At 66.8% G+C, this 23207-nt stretch carries 26 protein-coding genes; 8 read left to right on the top strand and 18 right to left on the bottom strand.

Going from position 1 to position 23207, the window contains the following annotated elements; all coding sequences use genetic code 11:
- The first annotated feature begins 46 nt into the window (after positions 1-46).
- Entirely contained in the window at positions 47-352 is a 306-nt protein-coding gene (yhbY, locus tag BKE09_RS02760; protein WP_004152868.1) for a ribosome assembly RNA-binding protein YhbY, read from the top strand.
- A gap of 13 nt (positions 353-365) precedes the next feature.
- A complete protein-coding gene (locus BKE09_RS02765; RefSeq protein ID WP_075674793.1) occupies positions 366-740 on the top strand; it encodes an Mth938-like domain-containing protein in 375 nt (124 codons plus the stop codon).
- Between the two features lie 255 nt (positions 741-995).
- On the opposite strand, the gene BKE09_RS02770 is transcribed toward BKE09_RS02765, so the two are convergent.
- From BKE09_RS02770 to surE, 4 genes are read right to left on the bottom strand one after another with little or no spacing between them, the layout of a single operon-like run.
- Entirely contained in the window at positions 996-1781 is a 786-nt protein-coding gene (locus BKE09_RS02770) for a peptidoglycan DD-metalloendopeptidase family protein (RefSeq protein WP_014036747.1), read from the bottom strand.
- Positions 1778-2392 (bottom strand): YqaA family protein, encoded by a 615-nt coding sequence (locus tag BKE09_RS02775; protein ID WP_075674794.1) that lies wholly within the window; start codon positions 2390-2392, stop codon positions 1778-1780. The genes BKE09_RS02770 and BKE09_RS02775 overlap by 4 nt, the downstream gene beginning before the upstream one ends.
- Before the next feature lie 18 nt (positions 2393-2410).
- A complete protein-coding gene (locus BKE09_RS02780; protein ID WP_075674795.1) occupies positions 2411-3088 on the bottom strand; it encodes a protein-L-isoaspartate(D-aspartate) O-methyltransferase in 678 nt (225 codons plus the stop codon).
- Positions 3085-3864, bottom strand: coding sequence for a 5'/3'-nucleotidase SurE (gene surE / locus BKE09_RS02785; protein WP_075674796.1), 780 nt, complete (start codon positions 3862-3864; stop codon positions 3085-3087). The genes BKE09_RS02780 and surE overlap by 4 nt, the downstream gene beginning before the upstream one ends.
- Before the next feature lie 209 nt (positions 3865-4073).
- Between surE and BKE09_RS02790 the strand changes: the two genes are divergently transcribed.
- The gene (locus BKE09_RS02790; RefSeq protein ID WP_075674797.1) at positions 4074-4613 is read left to right on the top strand and encodes a Smr/MutS family protein; all 540 of its coding nucleotides are present in this window, start codon (positions 4074-4076) and stop codon (positions 4611-4613) included.
- A 98-nt stretch (positions 4614-4711) separates the two neighbouring features.
- Here the strand turns inward: BKE09_RS02790 and truD are convergent, their stop codons facing one another.
- The 10 genes from truD to BKE09_RS02840 all read right to left on the bottom strand — a co-directional run bounded on the left by truD (position 4712) and on the right by BKE09_RS02840 (position 12605).
- A complete protein-coding gene (gene truD, locus BKE09_RS02795; protein WP_014036742.1) occupies positions 4712-5743 on the bottom strand; it encodes a tRNA pseudouridine(13) synthase TruD in 1032 nt (343 codons plus the stop codon).
- The gene (gene ispF, locus BKE09_RS02800; protein WP_075674798.1) at positions 5740-6237 is read right to left on the bottom strand and encodes a 2-C-methyl-D-erythritol 2,4-cyclodiphosphate synthase; all 498 of its coding nucleotides are present in this window, start codon (positions 6235-6237) and stop codon (positions 5740-5742) included. The genes truD and ispF overlap by 4 nt, the downstream gene beginning before the upstream one ends.
- 34 nt (positions 6238-6271) lie before the next feature.
- A complete protein-coding gene (gene ispD, locus BKE09_RS02805; protein ID WP_075674799.1) occupies positions 6272-6970 on the bottom strand; it encodes a 2-C-methyl-D-erythritol 4-phosphate cytidylyltransferase in 699 nt (232 codons plus the stop codon).
- On the bottom strand, positions 6967-7320 hold the full coding sequence (gene ftsB / locus BKE09_RS02810) for a cell division protein FtsB (RefSeq protein WP_049445679.1): 354 nt from the start codon (positions 7318-7320) through the stop codon (positions 6967-6969). The genes ispD and ftsB overlap by 4 nt, the downstream gene beginning before the upstream one ends.
- Positions 7321-7324: 4 nt before the next feature.
- Positions 7325-8617, bottom strand: coding sequence for a phosphopyruvate hydratase (eno, locus tag BKE09_RS02815; RefSeq protein ID WP_014036739.1), 1293 nt, complete (start codon positions 8615-8617; stop codon positions 7325-7327).
- 96 nt (positions 8618-8713) lie between these two features.
- Positions 8714-9043 carry a hypothetical protein gene (locus BKE09_RS02820; RefSeq protein ID WP_075674800.1) on the bottom strand — a complete coding sequence of 110 codons (330 nt, stop codon included), beginning with the start codon at positions 9041-9043 and terminating at the stop codon, positions 8714-8716.
- Positions 9043-9390, bottom strand: coding sequence for a hypothetical protein (locus BKE09_RS02825; protein ID WP_075674801.1), 348 nt, complete (start codon positions 9388-9390; stop codon positions 9043-9045). The genes BKE09_RS02820 and BKE09_RS02825 overlap by 1 nt, the downstream gene beginning before the upstream one ends.
- A complete protein-coding gene (gene kdsA / locus BKE09_RS02830; RefSeq protein ID WP_014036736.1) occupies positions 9387-10217 on the bottom strand; it encodes a 3-deoxy-8-phosphooctulonate synthase in 831 nt (276 codons plus the stop codon). The genes BKE09_RS02825 and kdsA overlap by 4 nt, the downstream gene beginning before the upstream one ends.
- Before the next feature lie 89 nt (positions 10218-10306).
- Positions 10307-11971: a CTP synthase gene (locus BKE09_RS02835; protein WP_014036735.1), complete on the bottom strand. Its 1665-nt coding sequence runs from the start codon at positions 11969-11971 to the stop codon at positions 10307-10309.
- A gap of 400 nt (positions 11972-12371) precedes the next feature.
- The gene (locus BKE09_RS02840; RefSeq protein ID WP_014036734.1) at positions 12372-12605 is read right to left on the bottom strand and encodes a hypothetical protein; all 234 of its coding nucleotides are present in this window, start codon (positions 12603-12605) and stop codon (positions 12372-12374) included.
- Between the two features lie 172 nt (positions 12606-12777).
- On the opposite strand from BKE09_RS02840, the gene parE reads away from it, so the two are divergent.
- The 3 genes from parE to BKE09_RS02855 all read left to right on the top strand — a co-directional run bounded on the left by parE (position 12778) and on the right by BKE09_RS02855 (position 17071).
- Complete coding sequence (gene parE, locus BKE09_RS02845; protein ID WP_014036733.1) at positions 12778-14667, top strand: DNA topoisomerase IV subunit B; 1890 nt, start codon at positions 12778-12780, stop codon at positions 14665-14667.
- Between the two features lie 218 nt (positions 14668-14885).
- Positions 14886-15464 carry a GNAT family protein gene (locus tag BKE09_RS02850; RefSeq protein WP_075674802.1) on the top strand — a complete coding sequence of 193 codons (579 nt, stop codon included), beginning with the start codon at positions 14886-14888 and terminating at the stop codon, positions 15462-15464.
- A 110-nt stretch (positions 15465-15574) separates the two neighbouring features.
- Complete coding sequence (locus BKE09_RS02855; RefSeq protein WP_075674803.1) at positions 15575-17071, top strand: S10 family peptidase; 1497 nt, start codon at positions 15575-15577, stop codon at positions 17069-17071.
- A 362-nt stretch (positions 17072-17433) separates the two neighbouring features.
- Here BKE09_RS02855 and BKE09_RS02860 read toward each other — a convergent pair whose 3' ends face one another.
- On the bottom strand, positions 17434-18555 hold the full coding sequence (locus BKE09_RS02860; RefSeq protein ID WP_014036730.1) for an inorganic phosphate transporter: 1122 nt from the start codon (positions 18553-18555) through the stop codon (positions 17434-17436).
- Positions 18556-18568: 13 nt separating this feature from the next.
- A complete protein-coding gene (locus BKE09_RS02865; RefSeq protein WP_004152833.1) occupies positions 18569-19195 on the bottom strand; it encodes a DUF47 family protein in 627 nt (208 codons plus the stop codon).
- Positions 19196-19487: 292 nt separating this feature from the next.
- Here BKE09_RS02865 and BKE09_RS02870 point away from each other — a divergent pair, with 292 nt between their 5' ends.
- Both BKE09_RS02870 and BKE09_RS02875 read left to right on the top strand, forming a co-directional pair.
- Positions 19488-20792: a hemolysin family protein gene (locus BKE09_RS02870; protein WP_049445691.1), complete on the top strand. Its 1305-nt coding sequence runs from the start codon at positions 19488-19490 to the stop codon at positions 20790-20792.
- The gene (locus BKE09_RS02875; RefSeq protein WP_014036728.1) at positions 20776-21435 is read left to right on the top strand and encodes an exopolysaccharide biosynthesis protein; all 660 of its coding nucleotides are present in this window, start codon (positions 20776-20778) and stop codon (positions 21433-21435) included. The genes BKE09_RS02870 and BKE09_RS02875 overlap by 17 nt, the downstream gene beginning before the upstream one ends.
- Positions 21436-21527: 92 nt before the next feature.
- Here the strand turns inward: BKE09_RS02875 and BKE09_RS02880 are convergent, their stop codons facing one another.
- The gene (locus BKE09_RS02880) at positions 21528-22025 is read right to left on the bottom strand and encodes a pyridoxamine 5'-phosphate oxidase family protein (protein WP_049445693.1); all 498 of its coding nucleotides are present in this window, start codon (positions 22023-22025) and stop codon (positions 21528-21530) included.
- A gap of 68 nt (positions 22026-22093) precedes the next feature.
- A complete protein-coding gene (locus BKE09_RS02885; RefSeq protein WP_075674804.1) occupies positions 22094-23089 on the bottom strand; it encodes an LLM class flavin-dependent oxidoreductase in 996 nt (331 codons plus the stop codon).
- Positions 23090-23207 lie beyond the last annotated feature (118 nt).

Consider the following 23207-nt stretch of genomic DNA (forward strand, 5'->3'; position numbering starts at 1 on the left):
GGTCCTCATGATACCCTGATCGCCCCATTCAACCGTGTTTTCCTGCATGTCCATCGCCCTGACCGCCTCCCAGACCCGTTTCCTGCGCGGCCAAGCCCACGACCTGAAGGCCCTGCTGCAGACCGGCGGCAAGGGCGTGACCCCGGCCTTCATCGCTGAGCTGAACGAAGTGCTGGAGCGCCACGAACTGGTCAAGGTGAAGGTCGCTGCCGAGGATCGCGACGCCCGTGACGTGATGATCGGCGAGATCGTCGAAGCCACCGAGAGCGCGCTGGTGCAGCGCATCGGCCACGTCGCCGTGCTTTACCGCCCGAGCAAGGAACAGCGCCAGATCGTGCTGCCGCGCGGCTGATCGCCCTGACGCCATGCAGCTGAACCACGAACCACCTGACTACGCCTACAGCCTGCGCGCCGCCGATGGCCGCTCGGCCAAGGTCAACGACAAGGTGCTGGGCAGCAGCTTTTTCCTGACCCCGGACCAGCTGGTCACGCACTGGCCGGTGGCGGCTGCCGCTGCGCTGCAGCTGTCGGACCTGGAACCCATCCTGGCGCTGAATCCGGCGCTGATCGTGCTCGGCACCGGTGACCGCCAGGTGTTTCCGCCGGCGGTAGTGATGGCCGCCTGCCTGTCGCGCGGCATCGGCCTGGAAGTGATGAACAATCCGGCCGCCGCACGCACCTTCAATATCCTGGCCGGCGAAGGCCGCAAGGTCGCGGCCGCCTTCATCCTGGAAGGCTGAGTGCTGGGCCGCCGGGTATGGCCCGGCGCTACCCCGGATCACACGTAGACTGTAGCGCCCGAGTCCATGCTCGGGCGTCGTCGTTTGCCGGCGAAGAGCAGCCGAGCATGGCTCGGCGCTACCCTACCTGCCCGCGCTAGCGTGCCGGCAGGTACTGTTGCGGGTCGACCGGCTTGCCGTTGTAGCGGGTGAGCCGGCGGTGTTTGCGGCCCATGGGCCGCGCCGCCGGCGAACGCCCGGATTACGAATCGACGATCAGCGTGCCGGCAGGTACTGCTGCGGGTCGACCGGCTTGCCGTTGTAGCGAATCTCGAAGTGGACCATGTCGCGGTTCGCACCGGTGCGGCCCATCTCGGCGATCTGCTCGCCGGCCTTCACGCTCTGCCCTTCATTCACGAGGCGCTTGCGGTTGTGGCCATAGGCCGACAGCCACTGGTCGCTGTGCTTGATGATGATCAGCTCGCCGTAGCCGACCAGGCCGGCACCGGAGTACACCACCACGCCGTTGGCAGTGGCCTTGACGGCCTGGCCGCTGGTACCGGCGATGTCCACGCCCTGCTTGGTCGCGTCACCTGCAACGTAGCGGCCGACGATCGCGCCATCGGCCGGCCAGCGCCAGGCGATGTTGCTCTTCACCGGACCAACCGGCGCCGGGGCTGGCGCGGTGCTGCCGGCGCTGCTGCCACCCGAGCGCGGCGGGGTGACCACCGTGGTCGGTGCGCGGCCGCCGCTGGCACCAGCCGGATACAGCCGGATCACCTGGCCCGGATGGATGGTCGAAGGGTTGTCCAGGCTGTTCCAGGCGATCAGGTCGGCCGGCGTGATGTCATGGATGCGGGCCAGCGCGTAGATGGTGTCACCCTTGCGCACCACCACGGTCTGCCCGGGCTTGGGCACCGAAGTCTTCGGCGTGGTGACGCCACCACCGGCGCTGCCGCCGCCGGGGCGGACCACGGTGGCGGTGCCGCAGGCGGCCAGGGTGGAAACCAGCAACGCCAGCGCGCCGATGCGCACTCCCTTGCTCAGACGATCAGGACTCATGCGAACTTCGACCTCCATACAAGCCAGGCGATCAGCACCACCACCAGCGCGGTGGCGATCCAGCCCAGCGGTTCAATCCAGCGACGCAATGCCGCTTCGGCACGCGCACCACCGATACGGATGACCGCGGCCAGCACGAACACGCGCTTGCCACGACCGATCAGCATGCTCAACAGGTACTGCGGCATCGGTACGCCGACGATACCCGATGCCCACGTGAAGACCTTCATCGGGATGGGCATGAAGCCGCCCAGCACCAGGAAGGTGAACACCGCCCACGGCGACTCGACCATCTTCGCCTGCACGGTGGTGATGCCCTGCTCGATCGCCGGCAGCATGCCCAGCGCTTCGAACAGCGGCTTGATCGCCTCGAAGGCGTAGTGACCCAGCGCGTAGCCGACCAGCGCACCGACCATCGAGCCGGCCAGGCTGAGGGTGGCAAACCACCAGCCTCGCTTGGGCTGGGCCACGCACATCGGTGCCAGCATCACCTCCGGCATCACCGGGAAGATGATCGCCTCGAAGAAGCTCAACACCGTCAGGTAGGTCGGCGCGCGTTCGTGCGCCGCCCACTTCATCGCCCGCTCGTACAGCGGCCCGAAAATCTTCATGCAACCCTGCTCCGTGGATTAGTCGAGCATGCCAGACAGCAGCGGCACGAACGTGACCGGCGCCAGCACGCGTTGTTCGATGCTGCCATCGGGCTTGCGGTCCAGCTGCACCAGCGACTGCCCGCCCGGGCCACCGACCGGTGCCACCAGGCGCCCGCCTTCGGCCAGCTGCCCGACCAGTTCATCGACCAGTGCCGGCGCCGCGGCGGTGACCACGATGGCATCGAACGGGCCGTGCTCGGCCCAGCCGGCGCGGCCGTCGTCATGCTTGGTGCGGATGTTCATGCCCAGTGCGCGGAAGCGCTTGCGTGCCTGCCGCAGCAGGTCGCCGATGCGCTCCACGGTGTAGACCTCCAGGCCCAGTGCGCCGAGGATGGCGGCCTGGTAGCCGGACCCGGTGCCGACTTCCAGCACGCGCTTCGGCGCGACCTGGAGGACCGCCTCGGTCATCCGCGCGACCACCCAGGGCTGCGAGATGGTCTGGCCATGGCCGATCGGCAGCGCGGTGTCCTCATAGGCACGCGAGGCCAGCGCTTCATCGATGAACAGATGGCGCGGCACCACCCGGATCGCGTTCAAGGTGGATTCGTCGACAATGCCGACTTCACGCAGGCGGTCGACCAGACGATCACGCACGCGTTGCGAGGTCATGCCGATACCGACGGCTTCCGGCTGCAATCGCAGGCGTGGACTCATGCCGGCCGGTCCAGCGCGGCGCTGAGGCCGCCCACCCAGCTGGCGACCTTCTCCAGCGCCTGGTAGCGGGTGAGGTCGACCTGGATCGGGGTGATCGAGATGTGGCCGGTGCGCACCGCGTGGAAATCGGTACCGGGACCGGAGTCCTGCTCACGGCCGGCCGGGCCGATCCAGTACACCTCGTTGCCGCGCGGATCCTTCTGCGCGATGCAGCCTTCGGCACGATGGCGGTTGCCGAGGCGGGTGACCTCGAAGCCCTTGACCTCGCTCCACGGCAGGTCCGGCACGTTGACGTTGAGGATGGTGTCGGCCGGCAGCGGATCGGCCTTGAGCCGGGCGACGATCTCCACCGCGGCACGCGCGGCGGTCTCGAAGTGCTTCGGATCGTGGTTGCGGCTGACCAGCGAGACCGCCACGGCCGGCAGGCCGAGGAAGCGACCTTCCATCGCCGCCGAGACGGTGCCGGAATAGATCACGTCGTCGCCGAGATTGGCGGCGTTGTTGATGCCGGACACGACAATGTCAGGCTCGAATTCAAGCAGGCCGGTCAGCGCCAGGTGCACGCAGTCGGTGGGTGTGCCGGCCACCGAGACGGTGTAATGGTCGATGCGCTTGAGCCGGATCGGCAGGTCCAGGGTCAGCGAGTTGCTGGCGCCGGAGCGATCGCGGTCGGGCGCAACCACCGTGACTTCGTGACCGGCCTCGCGCAGGACCGAGGCAAGCATCCGGATGCCTGCGGCGTCGACACCATCGTCATTGCTGACCAGGATTCGCATCTTCGATTTAACCGCTTGATTTTCCAAGAATTCGATTCCATCACCGTGCAGTGTGGGCGGGACCGTCGCGCTCCCCTGCGGAAGCGGTCGACCCTGCAAGGGCATCGTCTATTGTGCCGCATGCGAGCCGCCGGTCCTACCCTGTCGGCGGTCACGGCCGACATCGAACCGTCATAGGCAGACCTGCGCCGGCGGTTTACCCTGTGCGCATGTCGTACCCTGAAGACGAAGATCCGGCCGCATTGTTCCGTGCGGCCATCGGCGAAGTGACGCCGCTGCGCAAGGATGCCGAGCCGGCACCTGCCGCGCCCCGGCCGAAACCGCGTGCACGCATGGCCGAACGTGACGAGGCCGAAGCGGCCGGCGAGTTCGCCCGGCTGCTGCGCGACAGTACGCCACTGGAAGCCGGCGACGTGGCCAGCTATCGCCGCGACAACCTGCCACCACGCCTGTTCCAGCGCCTCAAGCGCGGCCAGTACTCGGTGCAGGACGAACTGGATCTGCACGGCGCCACTGCCGCGCAGGCCGAAGCCCTGCTGCGCCAGTTCCTGCTGGAAGCGCATGCACACGAGTACGGCTGCGTGCGCATCATCCACGGCAAGGGCCTGCAGTCCGATGGCGGCGCGCCGGTGCTGAAGAACCTGGTCGATCGCCTGCTGCGGCTGCGCAACGACGTGCTGGCATTCCATTCGGCACCGACCGGGCAAGGTGGCACCGGCGCAGTACTGGTGCTGCTGGCACGGCGTTGAGGTAAACCATCCACGCATGGCGTGGATCTACTGTGGCGAGCGGAGGAAAGTAGATCCACGCCATGCGTGGATGCTCTTCGCCTCCGCCCCCTTTTCCGTCAGGCCTGCGAGGCGTCCTCGACCGGGCCGAGTTCGTGCAGCACGGCGGTGGCGTAGCAGCCTGGCGGCAGCGCGAACGACAGTTCCAGCACGTCGTCGGCCAGCCACTGGTGCTGCAGCAGCGCCGGACGCAGGCGCAACGCGCGGCGCTCCTGCTTCAGCCGCGCGTCTTCCAGGCCGGCCCGCAATGCCTTCGACTCGTCGTCGTCCAGCGCGGCCAGTTCCAGCTCACGTGCCGCGTCGGTGCTGCGCAGCTCGCCTTCGCCCCACAGCGGTGCACTGGGATGGATGTCGAAACGCGCCAGCCGCTCGGCCAGCACATCGGTGTACGGCTCGGGGCCGAACACGCTGCGACTGCCATCGAGCATCCAGACTTCGCCATCGAGCGGCTGGTCCCAGTTGCCCTGCTCCACGCGCGCGGCCAGCACGCGGTTGAACAGCGCCGAGCGGGCTGCGGAGAGCAGCAGCGAACGCTGGTCCTTGCGCATGCGCCGGCCACCGAACATCGCCAGTGCGGCTGGTACGTTGCCACCGTCGCGGCCGAAACGCTGTTCACCAAACCAGTTCGGCAGGCCGCGTGCGGCAATCTGCTGCAGGCGCTCGCTGATCGCGGCGGCATCCCCCTGCACCTCGCGCAGCACCAGCTTGAAGCGGTTGCCGGCCAGTGCGCCGCGCTGCAGCTTGCGGTTGTGCCAGGTCGCTTCGAGCACCTCGATCTCGTCACTGGCCAACCCGGCCAGGTCCGGCGCGATGCGCTTGGGCAGGTGCACGCTGAAACGCTGGGTGGTGACCGCGTGGCGATCCTTCATGCCGGCGTAGCTCACTGCCATTTCCGGCAGGCCCGCCCACGTGGCCAGCAGCTTGGCCACATGCACGGTGTTGGCGCCGCGCTTGCGGATGTGCAGCAGCAGGTGCTCGCCTTCGCCGGTGGCCTCGAACGCCGGCAGTTCATCCACCTGGAAATCGTCCGGCGTGGTACGGATGCGCGCCGTCAACAACGGCGCACCAAACGCCAACGGCAACGGAATCATGCCGCCACCAGCAGCACAACGGCCTGTGCGGCGATGCCTTCACCACGGCCGGTGAAGCCCAGCTTCTCCGAGGTGGTGGCCTTGATGCTGACCGCGTCCAGCGGCAGCTGCAGCAGCCCGCCGATGCGCTCACGCATGGCCAGCGCATGCGGACCGACCTTCGGTCGCTCGCAGATCACGGTGATGTCGGTGTTGCCGACGCGCCAGCCGCGCTCACGCAGCAGGCTGTCGCAGTGGCGCACGAAATCGCTGCTGTCGGCGCCCTTCCAGCGGTCGTCACTGGGCGGGAAATGCTGGCCGATGTCACCCAGCGCCAGCGCGCCGAGCATGGCATCGCACAGGGCATGCAGGATCACGTCGCCGTCGCTGTGTGCGAGCACGCCGCAGCTGTGCGGCACATTCACTCCGCCAAGCATGATGTGGTCGCCTTCACCGAAGGCATGGACGTCGTAGCCCTGGCCGATGCGGATGGGCGGGAACGGTGCGGTGCTCATGGATGCAACCCTTGCTACAGGGCCGCGCGGGTAATCAGCCGGCGCGGCGGGAAAGTACGAATTCGAACCGGTCCAGATCGGCCGGGGTGGTGACCTTGAAGTTGTCCTCGCTGCCCTCGACCAGCAGCGGGCGCTGGCCCTGGCGCTCCATGGCCATGGCCTCATCGGTGACTTCAATACCGGCGGCGGCGGCTTCGGACAGCGCGCGGCTGAGCTGATGACGGCGGAACAGCTGCGGTGTCAGTGCACGCCACAGGCGCTCCCGCGGCTCGGTGCCATCGATGCCACCATCGTCGCCGGCACGCTTGAGGGTGTCGCGCACCGGTGCGGCCAGGATCGCCCCGACCGGATCGGCACGGCCGACTTCAAGCAGGCGACTGAGATCGACCAGGGACAGGTTCGGCCGGGCGGCATCGTGGACCAGCACGAATTCATCGGCGCGCACCGAGTCCGGCAGCGCCTGCAGCCCGGCCAGCACCGAGGCGGCACGGGTCGCGCCGCCGATGCAGGTCAGTACCGGTTTGCCGGCCCACTCATTCCAACCCGGCCAGTCGGCATCGTCCTGGCCGATCACTACCATCGCCCCGGCCACGGCCGGATGCGCCAGCAGCGCGTCCAGGGTGTGGGCGAGCAGGATCTGCCCGCCCGCCTGCAGGTACTGCTTGGGCAGCGGCGCGCCGAAGCGGGCGCCACGGCCCGCGGCCGGAACCACCACCCAGATCGCCGCGCTCATGGCACGTCCGCCGGGTGTTCGCCAGCCTGGGCGTTGACGCCTGCCGCGGGCTGCGCCGGGCGGACCGGCGCATCCTCGACCACGCGGTAGAACTTCTCGCCAGGCTTGATCATGCCCAGCTCGCTGCGCGCGCGCTCCTCGATGGCGGACTGGCCTTCCTTGAGGTCCTTCACTTCGGCAGCCAGCGCGTCGTTACGCTGCTGCAGACCCTCATTGTCCCGCTCCTGGTTGGCGACCTGGGCTTCGAGCATCATCACTTCGCCCGAATTGCCCGGACCGAACCAGAAGCGGTACTGCAGCCAGCCCAGCAACAGGGCCAGCACCAGCAGCATCCAGCGCCAGTCGCGCATCGGCTCAGCGCTTCAGCGAAACGAACGCGTCACGACCGGCGTAACGCGCGCCGGCACCGAGGGCTTCCTCGATACGCAGCAGCTGGTTGTACTTGGCCACGCGATCGCTGCGGCACAGCGAGCCGGTCTTGATCTGGGTGGCGGTGGTGGCCACCGCGATGTCGGCGATGGTGGTGTCTTCGGTTTCGCCCGAACGGTGCGAGACCACGGCAGCGTAGCCAGCGCGATCGGCCATGGCGATCGCTTCCAGGGTTTCGCTGAGGGTGCCGATCTGGTTGACCTTGATCAGGATCGCGTTGGCTGTGCCCGAGTCGATGCCTTCCTGGAAGATCTTCGGGTTGGTCACGAACAGGTCGTCGCCGACCAGCTGCACCTTCTTGCCGATGCGGTCGGTCAGCAGCTTCCAGCCAGCCCAGTCGTTCTCGGCCAGGCCATCTTCAATCGTGATGATCGGGTACTGCGCGGCCCAGTCGGCGAGGAAGTCGACGAACTGCTCGGAGGTCAGGCGCTTGTTCTCGCCGACCAGGTTGTACTTGCCGTTCTCGAAGAATTCGCTGGAGGCCACGTCCAGGCCCAGCAGCACGTCTTCACCGGCGGTGTAGCCGGCCTTGCCGATCGCTTCGAGGATGGTGTCGAGTGCTTCGACGTTGCTGCGGAAGTCCGGCGCGAAGCCACCTTCGTCGCCCACCGCCGTGCTCAGGCCGTGGCCCTTCAGCACCGACTTCAGCGAATGGAAGATTTCGGTACCGGCGCGCAGCGCTTCGGAGAACGAGGTGAAGCCCACCGGCAGCACCATGAACTCCTGGAAGTCGACGTTGTTGTCGGCATGCGCGCCGCCGTTGATGATGTTCATCATCGGCACCGGCAGCGACGGGGTCACGCCGGTCTTGGCAGCCAGGTACTGCCACAGTGCCTGCTTGTTCGATGCAGCGGCGGCGTGCGCGGCGGCCATCGAAACACCCAGCAGCGCGTTGGCGCCCAGGCGGCCCTTGTTCTCGGTGCCGTCGAGGTCGATCAGGCGACGGTCGAGGCCAGCCTGGTCAGTGGCTTCGAAGCCCTTCAGCGCATTGGCGATGGTGGTGTTGACGTTGTCGACAGCCTTGCGCACGCCCTTGCCCAGGTAACGGGTCTTGTCGCCGTCACGCAGCTCGACCGCTTCCTTGGTGCCGGTCGAGGCGCCGGAGGGAACCGCGGCACGACCGAACGAACCGTCCTCCAGGATGACTTCGGCTTCCAGCGTGGGGTTGCCACGGCTGTCGAGGATTTCACGGGCGTGGATGCTGCGGATCGTACTCATGGTCGGGCCGGTTACCTGTATGGAGAGGGGGCGACAAAACGAATGCCGCGTGATTATCCCCGGCTGCCCGCCACTTGCCAAATGGCCTGGGCGGCATCAGCCCCAGCTGGACCCGATCACGATCAGGACCATCGACAACAGCAGCGTCAGCAATGCGCCTGCAATGGTGGCGCAGACCGCCCCCCGCCTGCGCCGCCAGGCCAGCACGATCGCCACCAGGCTGCCGAAGAACGACAGACCCAGCATGGCCAGAGCAGCCAGAATCCAGTACTGCATGGCCCGCATGCCGTGGTTGCCGTCACCCGGTGAGCCGAAGCTGGCCGCAAAGGCCATTACACCCAGCAGCAGGGACGTCCAGGCGAGCACGGACAGCCCCAGCGCGATCAGGCCCCAGGGCCATCCGCGCACAGACGTGCTCGTATTCATCAAAGCAATCCGTAGAACAGGGCGCCGAGCCACAGCGAAAGCAGGATGATCGCCAGGCCAGCCGCCACCTTGCCGCGATTCAGCCGCCACGCAAGTACAGCGGCAGCGACGCAGCCCACGGCACCGAGCAGCTCCGCGACCAGCAGTGCAATGAAGTACGTCCGCAGATCGAGCGCGCTGCTGCCATCCCCCGGGGGGCGCACCGACGCGGCACCGATCAGCACCAGGCCGAACATGCCCACGGTGAACAGCACGGCCAGGCCCAGTGCGATCAGGCCCCACGGCCACTGTTTCCAGTGCCGGCGGTGACGCTGGGCTTCCAGCGCCACCCACGGGTCACCACTCACGCGAAGCGCGAGAAGCCGTGCTTCTTGGTCACCGCGTCGAGCTCCATCAGGGTCTCGAGCAGTGCTTCCATCTGGTCCAGCGGCCACGCATTGGGGCCATCGGACAGGGCCTTGGACGGGTCCGGATGGGTCTCGGCGAACAGGCCGGAGATGCCCACCGCTACGGCGGCACGGGCCAGCACCGGCACGTGCTCACGCTGGCCACCGGAACTGGTGCCCTGCCCGCCCGGCAGCTGCACCGAATGGGTGGCGTCGAACACCACCGGGCAACCGGTATCGCGCATCACCGCCAGCGAACGCATGTCGCTGACCAGGTTGTTGTAGCCGAAGCTGGCACCGCGCTCGCAGACCATGATCTGCTCGTTGCCGGTGGCCTTGGCCTTCTCCACGACCGGCTTCATGTCCCACGGCGCCAGGAACTGGCCCTTCTTGATGTTGACCGGCTTGCCGGCCGAGCACACCTTGCGGATGAAGTCGGTCTGGCGGACCAGGAACGCCGGGGTCTGCAGCACGTCCACCACCGAAGCCACTTCGTCCATCGGGGTGTATTCGTGGACGTCGGTCAGCACCGGCACGCCGATCTGCTTCTTGACCTCGGCCAGGACCTTCAGGCCCTCTTCCATGCCCGGGCCACGGAACGCGGTGCCCGAGGTGCGGTTGGCCTTGTCGAAGCTGGACTTGAAGATGAAGTTGACGCCGAGCTTGTCGGTGACTTCCTTCAGCTTGCCGGCGGTATCGAGCTGCAGCTGCATCGACTCGATCACGCAGGGGCCGGCGATCAGGAACAGGGGCTGGTCCAGCCCGACCTCGAATCCACACAGTTTCATGGCGTTTCCTTGTTGTCCGCGGCACCGGCCGGGCCGGTGCGCTGGGGGTTGAAGCGTGCAAGATGGGGGCCGGCGGCCCCCATCACAAGTCAGGCGCGGGCTTCCTGCAGCAGCTTGCCGCCGGCCTTGCGCTCGCGCGCGGCACGGATGAAACCGATGAACAGCGGGTGGCCATCACGCGGCGTGGACAGGAATTCCGGATGCGCCTGGCAGGCCAGGAACCACGGATGCGCATCGCGCGGCAACTCGACCACTTCCACCAGGGTGTCGTCCATCGACTTGCCGGCGATCACCAGGCCCGCATCTTCCAGCTGGGTGCGGTAGCGGTTGTTGAACTCATAACGGTGGCGGTGGCGCTCGGCGACCACGTCCTTGCCGTACAGCTCACGGGCCAGCGTCCCCGGCTTCAGGCGCTGCTCCTGCAGGCCCAGGCGCATGGTGCCACCCAGGTCGCTCTTGTCGTCACGCTTCTCGACATCGCCGGTGGCAGTGCGCCACTCAGTGATCAGGCCGATCACCGGGTTCGGCGACTGGCGGTCGTTCTCGGTGCTGTTGGCGCCTTCCAGGCCGACCACGTTGCGCGCGTAATCGACGACGGCCGCCTGCATGCCATAGCAGATGCCGAAGTACGGCACGTGCTGCTCGCGGGCGAACTTCGAGGTCAGCACCTTGCCTTCGAAACCACGGTCACCGAAGCCACCCGGCACCAGGATGCCGTCGACATCGGCCAGTGCGGCCATGTCGGTGCCTTCCAGGTCCTGCGCTTCCAGCCACTTCAGGTTGACCTTGGTGCGCTGGCGCAGGCCGCCGTGCTTCAGTGCTTCGCCGACCGACTTGTAGGCGTCCTGGTGGTCGACGTACTTGCCGACCACGGCGATGGTCACTTCGTCCAGCGGGTGCAGGGTCGCATCGACCGCGTCTTCCCACATCGACAGATCGACCGGGCCGGCCTTGTCGGCCAGCTTCAGCTGGTTGACCACGATCTCGTCCAGGCCCTGCGCGTGCAGGCCCGACGGAATGCGGTACAGCACGTCCACGTCCGGCACGCTGATCACCGCGCGCTCGGAAACGTTGGTGAACTGGGCGATCTTGCGGCGCTCCGAATCCGGCACCGCCTGCTCGGAACGGCACAGCAGCACGTCCGGCTGGATGCCGATCGAACGCAGTTCCTTCACCGAGTGCTGGGTCGGCTTGGTCTTCAGCTCGCCGGCGGCGCCGATGTACGGCACCAGGGTGAGGTGCATGAACAGTGCCTTCTCCGGGCCACGCTCGGTGCGCACCTGGCGGATCGCTTCCAGGAACGGCAGCGACTCGATGTCGCCGACAGTACCGCCGATCTCGACCAGCGCCACGTCGTAGCCTTCGGTGGCTTCGTCGATGCAGCGGCGGATCTCGTCGGTGATGTGCGGGATGACCTGCACGGTCGCGCCCAGGTAGTCGCCGCGGCGCTCCTTGCGGATCACGTTCTCGTAGATGCGGCCGGTGGTGACCGAGTTCTTGCGGCTCAGGCGGGTGCGCACGAAGCGCTCGTAGTGGCCCAGGTCGAGGTCGGTCTCGGCGCCGTCGTCGGTGACATAGACCTCACCGTGCTGGAACGGGCTCATGGTGCCCGGGTCGACGTTGATGTACGGGTCGAGCTTCATCATCGTGACCTTCAGGCCACGGGCTTCGAGAATGGCGGCCAGCGACGCGGCGGCAATGCCTTTGCCGAGCGAGGACACCACGCCGCCGGTTACGAAAATCAAGGGAGTCATGGCTGCAAGCATCCTGTCTGGAAATGGAAAACGGCAGCACCACGCGCACCCGGAGGGCGGGCATGGTGCTCGGAGGGGGTTTTCCGGTTCGCTGGGACAGCGAGGGAGGTGCGGGTCCGTGCGGCGGCACGCGCCGGACGGGGACCATCGTGCGAGGTCGGGGTGGCCGTGCCGGTCAAATCGACCGTCACCTGCGACCCGCCATGCTGGAAGCCACGCTTGGCCGCTCCAGCCCATTCGCAAATGGTGGACACGCACTTACTCCCGGAAAGCCATAGTTTACAGATTGATGGCCGCCAACCCAAGGGGCTTGTGCGGCCGATCCAACAAAAAACGCCCCGCTGGGCGGGGCGTTCCGGTGCGCAGCCCTTGTCGCAAGGGCGCTTGGCAGGTTGCGGGATCAGCGCTTCTTCCGCGCCTCTTCCTCTTCTTCCTTCTGCGGGGCCGGCTGGCCCTGCGCCTTCATTTCGGCATTGGCCTGGGCCCGACGCTTGGCCTTGGCATCGGCCTCGGCCTGCGCCTTGTCGGCCTGGTCACCCTGCTGCGGGGCCGGCTGGCCAGCGTTCTGCGCCACCACCAGCGGCACTGCAACAGCGGCAGCGGCCAGGATTGCAATGGTCAGCAACTTCTTCATGAGGTCCTCCTCGCGGTATGGCTTGGACGTTTCGACCCAACGGGGGTCGCCGGCGTTCAGATTCCAGCGGCTGCCATTTTACCCCCTCCCCGGCGCCAAGGCTGAACCGCAGGCGTGCAAAATCGCCGTCCAGACCGCACACTTGCGCGTCGCTCCGCGCTTTAGAAGATAGATGAACGCCCGCTATAACGCCGCCGATATTGAAGTCCTGTCCGGCCTTGACCCGGTCAAGCGCCGTCCCGGCATGTACACCGACACCGCGCGCCCGAACCACCTGGCGCAGGAAGTGATCGACAACTCGGTGGACGAGGCCCTCGCCGGCCATGCCCGCTCGATCGAGATCACCCTGTACAAGGACGGCAGCGTGGAGGTCAGCGATGACGGCCGCGGCATGCCGGTGGACATCCATCCGGAAGAGAAGATCCCGGGCGTCGAACTGATCCTCACCCGCCTGCATGCGGGCGGCAAGTTCAGCAACAACAACTACACCTTCTCCGGCGGCCTGCACGGCGTCGGCGTCAGCGTGGTCAACGCGCTGTCGACCCTGGTGGAGGTGCACATCAAGCGCGAAGGTGCCGAACACCGCATCACCTTCCGCAATGGCGACCGCGCCACGCCGCTGGAAGTGGTCGGCACCGTCGGCAAGAAGAACACCGGTACCCGCGTGCGCTTCTGGCCGGACCCGAAGTACTTCGATACGCCGAAGTTCGCGGTGCGCGCGTTGAAGCACCTGCTGCGCGCCAAGGCCGTGCTGTGCCCGGGCCTGACCGTCAAGCTGACCGACGAAGCCACCGGTGAAGTCGATACCTGGTATTACGAAGACGGCCTGCGCGATTACCTGAAGCTGGAACTGGGCGAGCGCGAATCGCTGCCGGCCGACCTGTTCGTCGGCAACCTGAAGAAGGACACCGAGGTTGTGGACTGGGCCGTGGCCTGGCTGCCGGAAGGTGAGCTGGTCCAGGAAAGCTACGTCAACCTGATTCCGACCGCCCAGCATGGCACCCACGTCAACGGCCTGCGTACCGGCCTGACCGAGGCGCTGCGCGAGTTCTGCGACTTCCGCAACCTGCTGCCGCGCGGCGTCAAGCTGGCCCCGGAAGACGTGTGGGACCGCGTGTCGTTCGTGCTGTCGCTGAAGATGACCGACCCGCAGTTCAGCGGCCAGACCAAGGAACGCCTGTCCTCGCGCCAGGCCGCCGGCTTCGTTGAAGGCGCCGCGCACGATGCCTTCAGCCTGCTGCTGAACCAGAACGTGGAACTGGGCGAGAAGATCGCGCAGATCGCCATCGAGCGCGCCAGTGCGCGCCTGAAGACCGAGAAGCTGGTCGTCCGCAAGAAGGTCACGCAAGGCCCGGCCCTGCCCGGCAAGCTGGCCGACTGCATCAGCCAGGACCTGTCGCGCACCGAGCTGTTCCTGGTGGAAGGTGACTCGGCAGGCGGCAGCGCCAAGCAGGCGCGCGACAAGGATTTCCAGGCGATCCTGCCGCTGCGCGGCAAGATCCTCAACACCTGGGAAGTCTCGTCCAACAGCGTGCTGGCTTCGGAAGAAGTGCATAACCTGGCCGTGGCCATCGGCTGCGACCCCGGCAAGGACGACATCGCCGGCCTGCGTTACGGCAAGGTCATCATCCTGGCCGACGCGGACTCCGACGGTCTGCATATCGCGACCCTGCTGACCGCGCTGTTCCTGAAGCACTTCCCGGCGCTGGTCGATGCCGGCCATGTGTTCGTGGCGATGCCGCCGCTGTTCCGCATCGACGTGGGCAAGCAGGTGTTCTACGCCCTGGACGAGGAAGAGAAACGCACGATGCTGGACAAGATCGAGCGCGAGAAGATCAAGGGCGCAATCAACGTGACCCGCTTCAAGGGCCTGGGCGAGATGAATCCGCCGCAGCTGCGTGAATCCACCATCCACCCGGATACGCGCCGCCTGGTGCAGCTGACCGTGGACGATGGCGAGCAGACCCGTTCGCTGATGGACATGCTGCTGGCCAAGAAGCGCGCGTCCGACCGCAAGGGCTGGCTGGAGTCGAAGGGCGACCTGGCTTCGCTGGAAGTCTGATCCCGGCGCGGGGTCGGATCCGTTTCCCGACAGGAAACGGCTCTGACCCGGTTGCCCGGTAGTGCCGGCCGCTGGCCGGCAGATCTGCATGAATCAACTGGATATCGAGGTTGCCGGCCAGCGGCCGGCACTACCGGTCCATGCGGCCCAGGGCATTACACCCCCATCGGCAAACCCGGCGGCGCCATAATGCGCGTCCATCCGCGTGGACCACCGTATTGGCCAGCCACTCGCTGCTGTTCCCCGGCCTGCCGCTGCACAGTGCACGGCTGGTCCTCAGCCCGATCCGCCGTGACGACGCCGCCGCGCTGTTCACGCTGCAATCCAACCCGGATGTGATGCGCTGGTGGAACCATCCGGCCTGGACGCGACAGGCCGAAGCGCGCGAGCAGATCGACGATGACCTCGCCGCCCATGCCATCGGCACCCAGCTGAAGCTGGCCGTGCGCGAATCGCTGGAAGGTCCGCTGCTCGGCATCTGCGTGGTATTCGCGGTGGACCGCGATGCGGCGCGCGCCGAGATCGGCTACCTGCTGGCCCCCGATCGCCAGGGCCAGGGCTATATGCACGAGGCCCTGCAACAGGTACTGGCCTACCTGTTCCGCACCCTGCACCTGCATCGCGTGGAAGCCGAGATCGACCCGCGTAACGCGCCCTCCGCACACGTGCTGGAACGCCTGGGCTTCCACCGCGAGGGGGTACTGCGCCAGCGCTGGCGCATCCAGGGGGAGTTGGCCGACTCGGCCGTCTATGGCCTGCTGGCCGATGACGACGCGGCAGCCACCCTGCCCGCTTGACCCAATCTGGCCAGTGGCGGCCTCATCGCACGGCCATGCCTTTGGACACATACGGCATGGCCCGCCACCGGCCTAGCATCGGAACCCCCTTCCGCTGCCGATCCGGTGCCATGAAGTCCCTGCTGCACACTGCCGCGCTCTGCGTCGGCCTGCTTATCGCCCCTGCCAGCGTGCTGGCCGCGCCCGACGCCGAGGCCAAGCCCGACCCGAAAGACGACAAGACCGAAGCGCCTGCGCTGCCCGCCGATGCGTCGGCGCGCCAGAGCATGCGGCTGGCCGGCCGCACCCTGGACTACACCGCCACCGTCGGCACCCTGCCGGTACGCGATGCCAAGGGCAAGGTGATCGCCGATGTGGTGTTCACCGCCTACACGATGCCGGGCAAGGACCGGCCGGTGACCTTCGCGCTCAATGGCGGCCCCGGTGCGTCGTCGGTGTACCTCAACATGGGCGCGATCGGGCCCAAGGTGGTGACCTTCGGCTCCGAGGGTGACAGCGCGTCGGCGCCGGCCACCCTGCACGACAACCCGGGCACCTGGCTGGACTTCACCGATCTGGTGTTCATCGATCCGGTCGGTACCGGCTTCAGCCGCGCGCGGATCGGCGACGAGGAAGCCAAGAAGGCGTTGTACAACCCCAGTGCCGACGTCGAATACCTGTCGCGTTCGATCTACGACTGGCTGCTGCGCAACCAGCGCATGGCCTCGCGCAAGTACCTGACCGGCGAGAGCTACGGTGGCTACCGTGGCCCACGCATCACCCACTTCCTGCAGACCCGGCTGGGCGTGGCGATGAACGGCCTGGTGCTGGTCTCGCCCTACCTGAGCCCGACCCTGGAAGACAACGCTGATGTCTCGCCGATGGCGTGGATGCAGACGTTGCCGTCGATCGCCGCGGCGCACCTGGAGCGCCAGGGCAAGCTTACCGATGCGGCGATGCGCGAGGTGGTGGAGTACACCCGTGGCGACTACGCCACCGCGCTGATGAAGGGCCGCAGCGATCCGCAGGCTACGGAAGCCATGCTGCGCCGGGTGACCGCGCTGACCGGACTGGACCCGCAGTTCGTGCGCCGCGCCGGCGGGCGCCTGGAAACCCAGGCCTACCTGCGTGAAGTGTTCCGCGACAAGGGCACGCTGGGCAGCCGCTACGACTCCAACGTGACCGCGTTCGATCCGTTCCCGAATGATCCGGAGCAGCGCGCCAACGATCCACTGCTGGACAGCATCATCGCGCCGACCACCACGGCGATGGTCGACTTCGTGACGCGGGTAGTTGGCTGGAAGGTGGATGCACGCTACCAGGCACTGAACTACGACGTGAACCGGTTGTGGGACCGCAATGGCGAGCTGCGCCAGGGCGCGGTGACCCAGCTGCGCCAGGCGGTGGCGATCGATCCGCATCTGCAGGTGCTGATCGTGCATGGCTGGAACGACCTGTCGTGTCCGTTCATGGGCTCGATCCTGACCGTGGACCAGATGCCGACGATGGGCAGCAACCCGGACCGGGTGCAGGTGCGCAGTTATCCGGGTGGGCACATGTTCTACAGCCGGGCTGACAGCCAGGCGGCGTTCCGCAGGGATGTGCAGGCGTTGTTCCAGCGTAATTGAGGGGTTCGGCCGGGCCTGCGGCCCGGCACCCGCTGACTGCAACGGCCACGGCAACGTCCAACGTCAAAAGCCGGGGTTCCGTGGGCTGGCGAGGTGGGGTGGGGTTGCAGGACACGCCATGAACCCGTCCATGGGGGCTCGATGGCGCCATCCATGGCGCCAACGGTCCTGCAACCCCACCCCACCCCGCCGCTGACAGGTTCCTGCTGCTGTTGGTGGGTGCCGACCGTTGGTCGGCACGCTGGATACAGAGGAATGATCTGCCATGAAAAAAGCCCGCCGGTATCCGGCGGGCTTTTTCGTTTGTCGGGGTCAGATCCTTTTCCCGCAGGGAAAGGGCTCTGACCCCAAGGCCGCTGGCCTCAGGTCCAGCCGAACAGTTCGAACAGCTTCAGGATCAGGTACGCGCAGCCGCCGGCGGCCGGGATGGTCAGGATCCAGGCCCAGACGATGCGCTCGATCACGCCGAATTTCAGCGAGCGCGGGTTCTTGGCGAAGCCGACGCCCATGATCGCGGTGGAGATGCTGTGCGTGGTCGAGACCGGCATGCCGAAGTGGGCCGCCAGGGTCAGGATGGTGGCCGAGCTGGTCTCCGCGGCGAAGCCGTGGATCGGGTGCAGCTTGACCATCTTGTGGCCCAGGGTCTTGATGATCTTCCAGCCACCCGAGGCGGTACCGGCTGCCATCACCACCGCACAGGTCAGCACGATCCACATGGCGATGCCGTCACCGGCATGCGCGTCCGGGTGCATGAAGGCCAGCCAGGACGGCAGGTCGTTCAATGCGCCGGTGGCTTCGGCACCGATCAGGGTCATCGCGATGATGCCCATGGTCTTCTGCGCGTCGTTGTGGCCGTGGGCGAAGCCCATATAGGCCGCCGAGGCGATCTGGGCCTTGCCGAAGAAGGCGTTGACGATGCGCGGACGGGCCAGGCGGCCGATGGCACCACCGATCTTGGCCAGGCCTGCGATCAGCGCCCACAGCAGCACCATCACCACGATGCCGAGCAGGAAGCCGGCGATCGGCGAGGTGATCATCGGCACGAACACCTTCCACAGCAGGCCCTTGTTCTGCGCCCAGCTGCCCAGGCGCTCGGACCAGATCAGCGCGTCCCAGTTGTTGTGGGCGGCGGCCAGGCCGGCGCCGCAGAGGCCACCGATCAGCGCATGCGAGGACGAGGACGGCAGCCCCTTCCACCAGGTGATCAGGTTCCAGATGATGCCGCCCAGCAGGGCGCACAGGATCACCTGCGGGGTGACGTCGACCACGTTGGTGTTGAGCAGGCCCGAGGCGATGGTCAGCGCCACCGCGGTACCGGTCAGTGCACCGATGAGGTTCATGAAGGCGGCCAGCATCACCGCCCAGCCGGGCGAGAGCACCTTGGTCGCCACCACGGTGGCAATGGAGTTGGCAGTGTCGTGGAAGCCGTTGATGAACTCGAAAACGAGCGCGGCCAGGATCACCACCAGGACAAGGGTCAACATGCGGCGGCGTCCGTCAGCTGTTCTTCAACACGATCTGGTACGCCACCACGCCTGCCTCGCGGCAACGGTCGATGGCCTTTTCCAGGATCTCGAAGAATTCCTTCAGCAGGAACATCTGCAGGTTGTCCAGGCGGCCGGAGTAGATGTCGCGGTACAGCTCGAGCATCAGACGGTCGGCCTCGTTCTCCAGCGAGCGCAGCTTCTCGTTGAGCGCGGTCATCCGGTCCAGGTTCATGTGGCGCAGGTCGGCCACCATCTCCACCACCACGCCGGCGGCCTGTTCCAGCATCGCCGCGCGCGGCGCGAAGTCGATGTGCTCCAGGTGGGTCGTGGCCAGCGAATAGCGATCGGCGAACTTCTCGATCTGCTTGGGAATCTTGTACAGCGCCGAGCCCAGCGCTTCGATGTCTTCGCGCTCGATCGGGGTCATGAAGCTGTCCACCAGCGCCTGGCTGATCTTGTCCGAGGCCGCGCGTTCGCGCAGGCGGGCCAGCTTGAAGGCGTCCAGCGCGGGCTGGCGGTCAGCCTCGCGCAGCATGGAATGCAGCGCCTTGGCGGCGTCGGAAGCCGCGACGGCAGCCTCATCGAGCAGGGTGTAGAACTGTTTGCCGGAACCGAAAATGGTCTGCAGAGAGAACATTGAGAAACCTGTCAGCCGTCGCGGGAAGGACGGCACCAGACGGAATTATGACGGCTAGATGACCATCACGGGTATCCCCGCCCCCTTTCGGGGCCTTGGAACCCCCAACCTGAACAGGCGGTTGCCACCCTGCCACGCCCCTTTGCTAAGATGCCAGCGCGCCTTCGGGCGCACCTTATGGACGACGACCCTTATCCCCCTGCGCTGCGCCGGACCCTGTTCCTGAGCGCCAGCCGCCATCGCAAGCACCCGCCCTCCCTGCCACCAACCGGGGACGACGCCCGTGTTTGAAATGATCCTGATTGTCTTCGCGCTTGTTCTGCTGAACGGCTTCTTCGCCATGTCCGAGATGTCGGTCATGACCTCGCGCAAGAGCCGCCTGAAGCAGATGGCCGCCACCTCCAAGCGTGCCGCCAAGGCGCTGGAGCTGTCGGAGAAGCCGGAGAGCTTCCTGTCCACCGTGCAGATCGGCATCACCGTGATCGGCGTGCTGACCGGCTACCTCGGCGGTGAAGCACTGGGTGAAGCCTTCGCCGGCTGGATCCAGGGCCTGATGCCCGGCTTTGCCTACGCTGGCAACATCGGTACCGCGCTGGCGGTCAGCCTGATCACCTTCATCACGCTGATCTTCGGCGAACTGGTGCCCAAGCGCCTGGCGCTGACCCGCTCGGAGGCCATTGCCGGGCTGGTCGCGATGCCGATGAGCTGGCTGGCGAAGCTGGCCCTGCCCTTCGTCTGGCTGCTGTCCAAGACCACCCAGCTGGTGCTGCGCCTGTTCGGCCTGGGCAAGGATGAAGTCGCCTCGGTGACTGAAGAGGAAATCCGCATGCTGGTGGCCGAGAGCCACGAGGCCGGTGTGATCGACGCCCACGAGCGCGACATGATGAACCGCGTCATGCGCCTGGGCGACCGCACCGCCGACAGCCTGATGACCCCGCGCAACCGCATCGCCTGGCTGGATACCCAGGCCGGGCTGGAGCGCAACCTGGAAATCATGGCCGAGCACGAGTTCTCGCGGTACCCGGTGTACCGCGACAACGACATGGACGTGGTCGGCGTGCTTGAATTGAAATCGCTGGCCACGCGCATGGCGCGCGGTGACAACGCGCTGTTCCAGACCCTGCGCGAACCGCTGTACGTCTCCGAATCAACCCACGCGATGAAGCTGCTGGAGATCTTCCGCGAGGAACAGCAGTCGATGGCGCTGGTGGTGGACGAGTACGGCGAAATCCAGGGCCTGGTGACCATCAGCGACCTGATGGGCGCCGTGGTCGGCCGCCTGCAGGCGGTGGAGAACGCCGACGAAGATGCTCTGGTGGTGACCCGTGAAGACGGTTCGCTGCTGGTGGATGGCTCGCTGCCGATCGAGGACCTGCGCGAACTGATCGGCAGCAACGATCTGCCCGATGCCGAGGATGGCGACTACTACACGCTGGCCGGCATGTGCATCCACTACTTCGGCCGCATCCCGCACGCGGGCGAGTACTTCGACTGGGCCGGCTGGCGCTTCGAGGTGGTCGACCTGGATGGTGCACGGGTGGACAAGCTGCTGCTGCGCACGCTGTCCGACGAGCAGGCCGATGAGCTCACCGCCTGAGGCCGGCCAGGGTCCGGGCGTTGAGCGCCCGGCCTACCGCAACGAGGGCATCCGCACCCTGCTGGAGATGTTCGCCTCCGGCGACCCGGCCGAGCACATGCCGCTCGGCCAGATCCTGTGCAACCTGCAGCAGAGCGCGTTCGGCGTGTTCCTGTTCGTGGCGATCCTGCCCTCGTTCATCCCGATCCCGGGCATGGGCGGCGCGGTCAGCGGCCCATTGGTGATCCTGATCGGCCTGCAGATGCTGTTCTGCCTGCGCCGCCCGTGGCTGCCTGGCTTCATTGCCCGCCGTGGACCGAAGCGCGGCACCATGCACCGCTTCCTGGACCGCATCGACCGCCCGCTGCGACGGCTGGACCGGATGCTGAAACCGCGCCTGCCGCAGCTGCTGACACCGCTGCCGGCACACGCCTTCACTGGCCTGCTGCTGGTGCTGCTGGGCATCCTGCTGTCGCTGCCGATTCCCTTCACCAACTTCCTGTTCGGCTTCCAGCTGCTGCTGTTCTCGCTGGCACTGCTGGAACGCGATGGTGCGCTGATGCTGTTCAACTGGATCGCGGCGCTGGCGGCGATCGCGTTCTTCGGCTTCAGTTCGGGACAGCTGGTGGGCTACACGGTGGAGCTGTTCCAGCGCTGGTTCTGAGCCGGAATCCGGTAGAGCCGGCCGCTGGCCGGCTGCCACGTTTCCAGGCTTGCCGGCCAGCGGCCTGCACTACCAATGCCGAGCATCGGCCATCATCGAAGGTCAATGAATCCATTGTCGGCCAACGGCGCGGGCTCGTCCTGCACCGCTGACAGCACGAAACTCAGCGCCGTCCCCAGCAGGGTGCCCGGGCCATCCCAGTACTCGGCCGAGTCGGCGCGCACCTGGATCAGGCGCAGGTTCGGGTCATCCTTGCCGCCCGGGAAGAACAGCTTCATGGCTGGCGACCACAGCTCTTCGATCTTCGCGCGGTCGTCGACGATGCGCGCACGCCCTGCCACCGACACATAGGTGTTCTTCGAAGGCGAGGCGTAGGCCACGTTGACGTATGGATCCAGCGCGATCTCGGCGACCTTGGGGCTGTCGGCGGTGATGACGAACCACAGATCACCGTCGAAGGTGACCTGCTGGGTAGCCAGCGGCCGGCTGTAGAGTCGTCCATCGACGCCGGTCGTGGCGAACATCGCCACCTCGACGTCCTTGATCAGCTCGGCCAGTTGGGCGATGTGTTCGGCGCGGGTATCAGCCATGTGGGGGCTCCATCGGTGTGAGCCCCCATCAGACGCGGTTCGGCCGCAATAGGCCGTGACGCAATTGTTCAGCCCGCGTGGCGGGCATGCCAGGCGTGCATGGCCAGTTCGAACGAGCGCAGGCGCGCGCGGTGGTCATACAGGTTGGCGGTAAGCATCAGTTCGTCGGGCTTGTGGCGCTCGACAAACGCGGCGATACCTTCCGCCACCTGCTGCGGATCGCCCAGCACGGTGCAGGCCAATGCCCGCTCCACACCCAGCTTTTCATGCGGTTCCCAGAAAGTTTCGATGTCGTCGATCGGTGCCGGGATCTTGCCCGGTCGACCTCGGCGCAGGTTGACGAAACTCTGCTGCTGGCTGGTGAACAGGCGGCGCGACTCGGCCTCGCTGTCGCTGGCAACGACGTTCAGCGCCAGCATCGCGTGGGGCTGCTTCAACGTCGCCGAGGGGCGGAATTCGCGGCGATATACCGCCAACGCTTCATCCATCACATCAGGCGCGAAGTGCGAGGCGAACGCATAGGGCAAGCCCATCGAGGCGGCCATGCGTGCGCCGAACAGGCTCGAACCAAGGATCCAGGTCGGCACCCGCAGGCCGCCTCCGGGAACGGCCTGCACTGCCTGGCCAGGCTGCACCGGCTCGAAATAGTGCAGCAGCTCGCGCACATCCTGCGGGAACTGGTCGGCGCTGTCGAAGTAGCGGCGCAATGCACGCGCGGTTGGTTGGTCGGTGCCCGGGGCACGACCCAAGCCGAGGTCGATGCGATCCGGATACAGCGAGGCCAGCGTGCCGAACTGCTCGGCCACCTGCAGCGGCGCGTGGTTGGGCAGCATGATGCCGCCTGCCCCGACGCGGATGCGCTTCGTACCACCGGCAACATGGCCGATCAGCACGGCCGTGGCGGCACTGGCGATGCCGGGCATGTTGTGATGTTCGGCCAGCCAGTAGCGGCGGTAGCCCAGCACATCGGCGTGCTGGGCCAGTTCCAGCATGTTGGCGAAGGCAGCGGTGGTGTCACTGCCCTCGCAGACCGGGGCCAGGTCAAGGATCGACAACGGGATCATCAGCGGCTTTCCGTCACAGGATCCCCCATGCATGGGGTCGGCCAGGCGCGGCGGCCAGTGACGGTGGCGGGATGCTGATTCCCGTGGGGCCGGTTCATGGCGGTCCGCGCTTGATCCG

It is taken from the genome of Stenotrophomonas sp. TD3, from assembly GCF_001939825.1.
Classification (GTDB): domain Bacteria; phylum Pseudomonadota; class Gammaproteobacteria; order Xanthomonadales; family Xanthomonadaceae; genus Stenotrophomonas.

Excerpts from the sequence above, each read along its gene's own strand:
- yhbY (WP_004152868.1), top strand. The coding sequence starts at position 47 with ATGTCCATCGCCCTGACCGCCTCCCAGACCCGTTTCCTGCGCGGCCAA.
- BKE09_RS02765 (WP_075674793.1), top strand. The coding sequence starts at position 366 with ATGCAGCTGAACCACGAACCACCTGACTACGCCTACAGCCTGCGCGCC.
- BKE09_RS02770 (WP_014036747.1), bottom strand. The coding sequence starts at position 1,781 with ATGAGTCCTGATCGTCTGAGCAAGGGAGTGCGCATCGGCGCGCTGGCG.
- BKE09_RS02775 (WP_075674794.1), bottom strand. The coding sequence starts at position 2,392 with ATGAAGATTTTCGGGCCGCTGTACGAGCGGGCGATGAAGTGGGCGGCG.
- BKE09_RS02780 (WP_075674795.1), bottom strand. The coding sequence starts at position 3,088 with ATGAGTCCACGCCTGCGATTGCAGCCGGAAGCCGTCGGTATCGGCATG.
- surE (WP_075674796.1), bottom strand. The coding sequence starts at position 3,864 with ATGCGAATCCTGGTCAGCAATGACGATGGTGTCGACGCCGCAGGCATC.
- BKE09_RS02790 (WP_075674797.1), top strand. The coding sequence starts at position 4,074 with ATGTCGTACCCTGAAGACGAAGATCCGGCCGCATTGTTCCGTGCGGCC.
- truD (WP_014036742.1), bottom strand. The coding sequence starts at position 5,743 with ATGATTCCGTTGCCGTTGGCGTTTGGTGCGCCGTTGTTGACGGCGCGC.
- ispF (WP_075674798.1), bottom strand. The coding sequence starts at position 6,237 with ATGAGCACCGCACCGTTCCCGCCCATCCGCATCGGCCAGGGCTACGAC.
- ispD (WP_075674799.1), bottom strand. The coding sequence starts at position 6,970 with ATGAGCGCGGCGATCTGGGTGGTGGTTCCGGCCGCGGGCCGTGGCGCC.
- ftsB (WP_049445679.1), bottom strand. The coding sequence starts at position 7,320 with ATGCGCGACTGGCGCTGGATGCTGCTGGTGCTGGCCCTGTTGCTGGGC.
- eno (WP_014036739.1), bottom strand. The coding sequence starts at position 8,617 with ATGAGTACGATCCGCAGCATCCACGCCCGTGAAATCCTCGACAGCCGT.
- BKE09_RS02820 (WP_075674800.1), bottom strand. The coding sequence starts at position 9,043 with ATGAATACGAGCACGTCTGTGCGCGGATGGCCCTGGGGCCTGATCGCG.
- kdsA (WP_014036736.1), bottom strand. The coding sequence starts at position 10,217 with ATGAAACTGTGTGGATTCGAGGTCGGGCTGGACCAGCCCCTGTTCCTG.
- BKE09_RS02835 (WP_014036735.1), bottom strand. The coding sequence starts at position 11,971 with ATGACTCCCTTGATTTTCGTAACCGGCGGCGTGGTGTCCTCGCTCGGC.
- BKE09_RS02840 (WP_014036734.1), bottom strand. The coding sequence starts at position 12,605 with ATGAAGAAGTTGCTGACCATTGCAATCCTGGCCGCTGCCGCTGTTGCA.
- parE (WP_014036733.1), top strand. The coding sequence starts at position 12,778 with ATGAACGCCCGCTATAACGCCGCCGATATTGAAGTCCTGTCCGGCCTT.
- BKE09_RS02855 (WP_075674803.1), top strand. The coding sequence starts at position 15,575 with ATGAAGTCCCTGCTGCACACTGCCGCGCTCTGCGTCGGCCTGCTTATC.
- BKE09_RS02860 (WP_014036730.1), bottom strand. The coding sequence starts at position 18,555 with ATGTTGACCCTTGTCCTGGTGGTGATCCTGGCCGCGCTCGTTTTCGAG.
- BKE09_RS02865 (WP_004152833.1), bottom strand. The coding sequence starts at position 19,195 with ATGTTCTCTCTGCAGACCATTTTCGGTTCCGGCAAACAGTTCTACACC.
- BKE09_RS02870 (WP_049445691.1), top strand. The coding sequence starts at position 19,488 with ATGATCCTGATTGTCTTCGCGCTTGTTCTGCTGAACGGCTTCTTCGCC.
- BKE09_RS02875 (WP_014036728.1), top strand. The coding sequence starts at position 20,776 with ATGAGCTCACCGCCTGAGGCCGGCCAGGGTCCGGGCGTTGAGCGCCCG.
- BKE09_RS02880 (WP_049445693.1), bottom strand. The coding sequence starts at position 22,025 with ATGGCTGATACCCGCGCCGAACACATCGCCCAACTGGCCGAGCTGATC.
- BKE09_RS02885 (WP_075674804.1), bottom strand. The coding sequence starts at position 23,089 with ATGATCCCGTTGTCGATCCTTGACCTGGCCCCGGTCTGCGAGGGCAGT.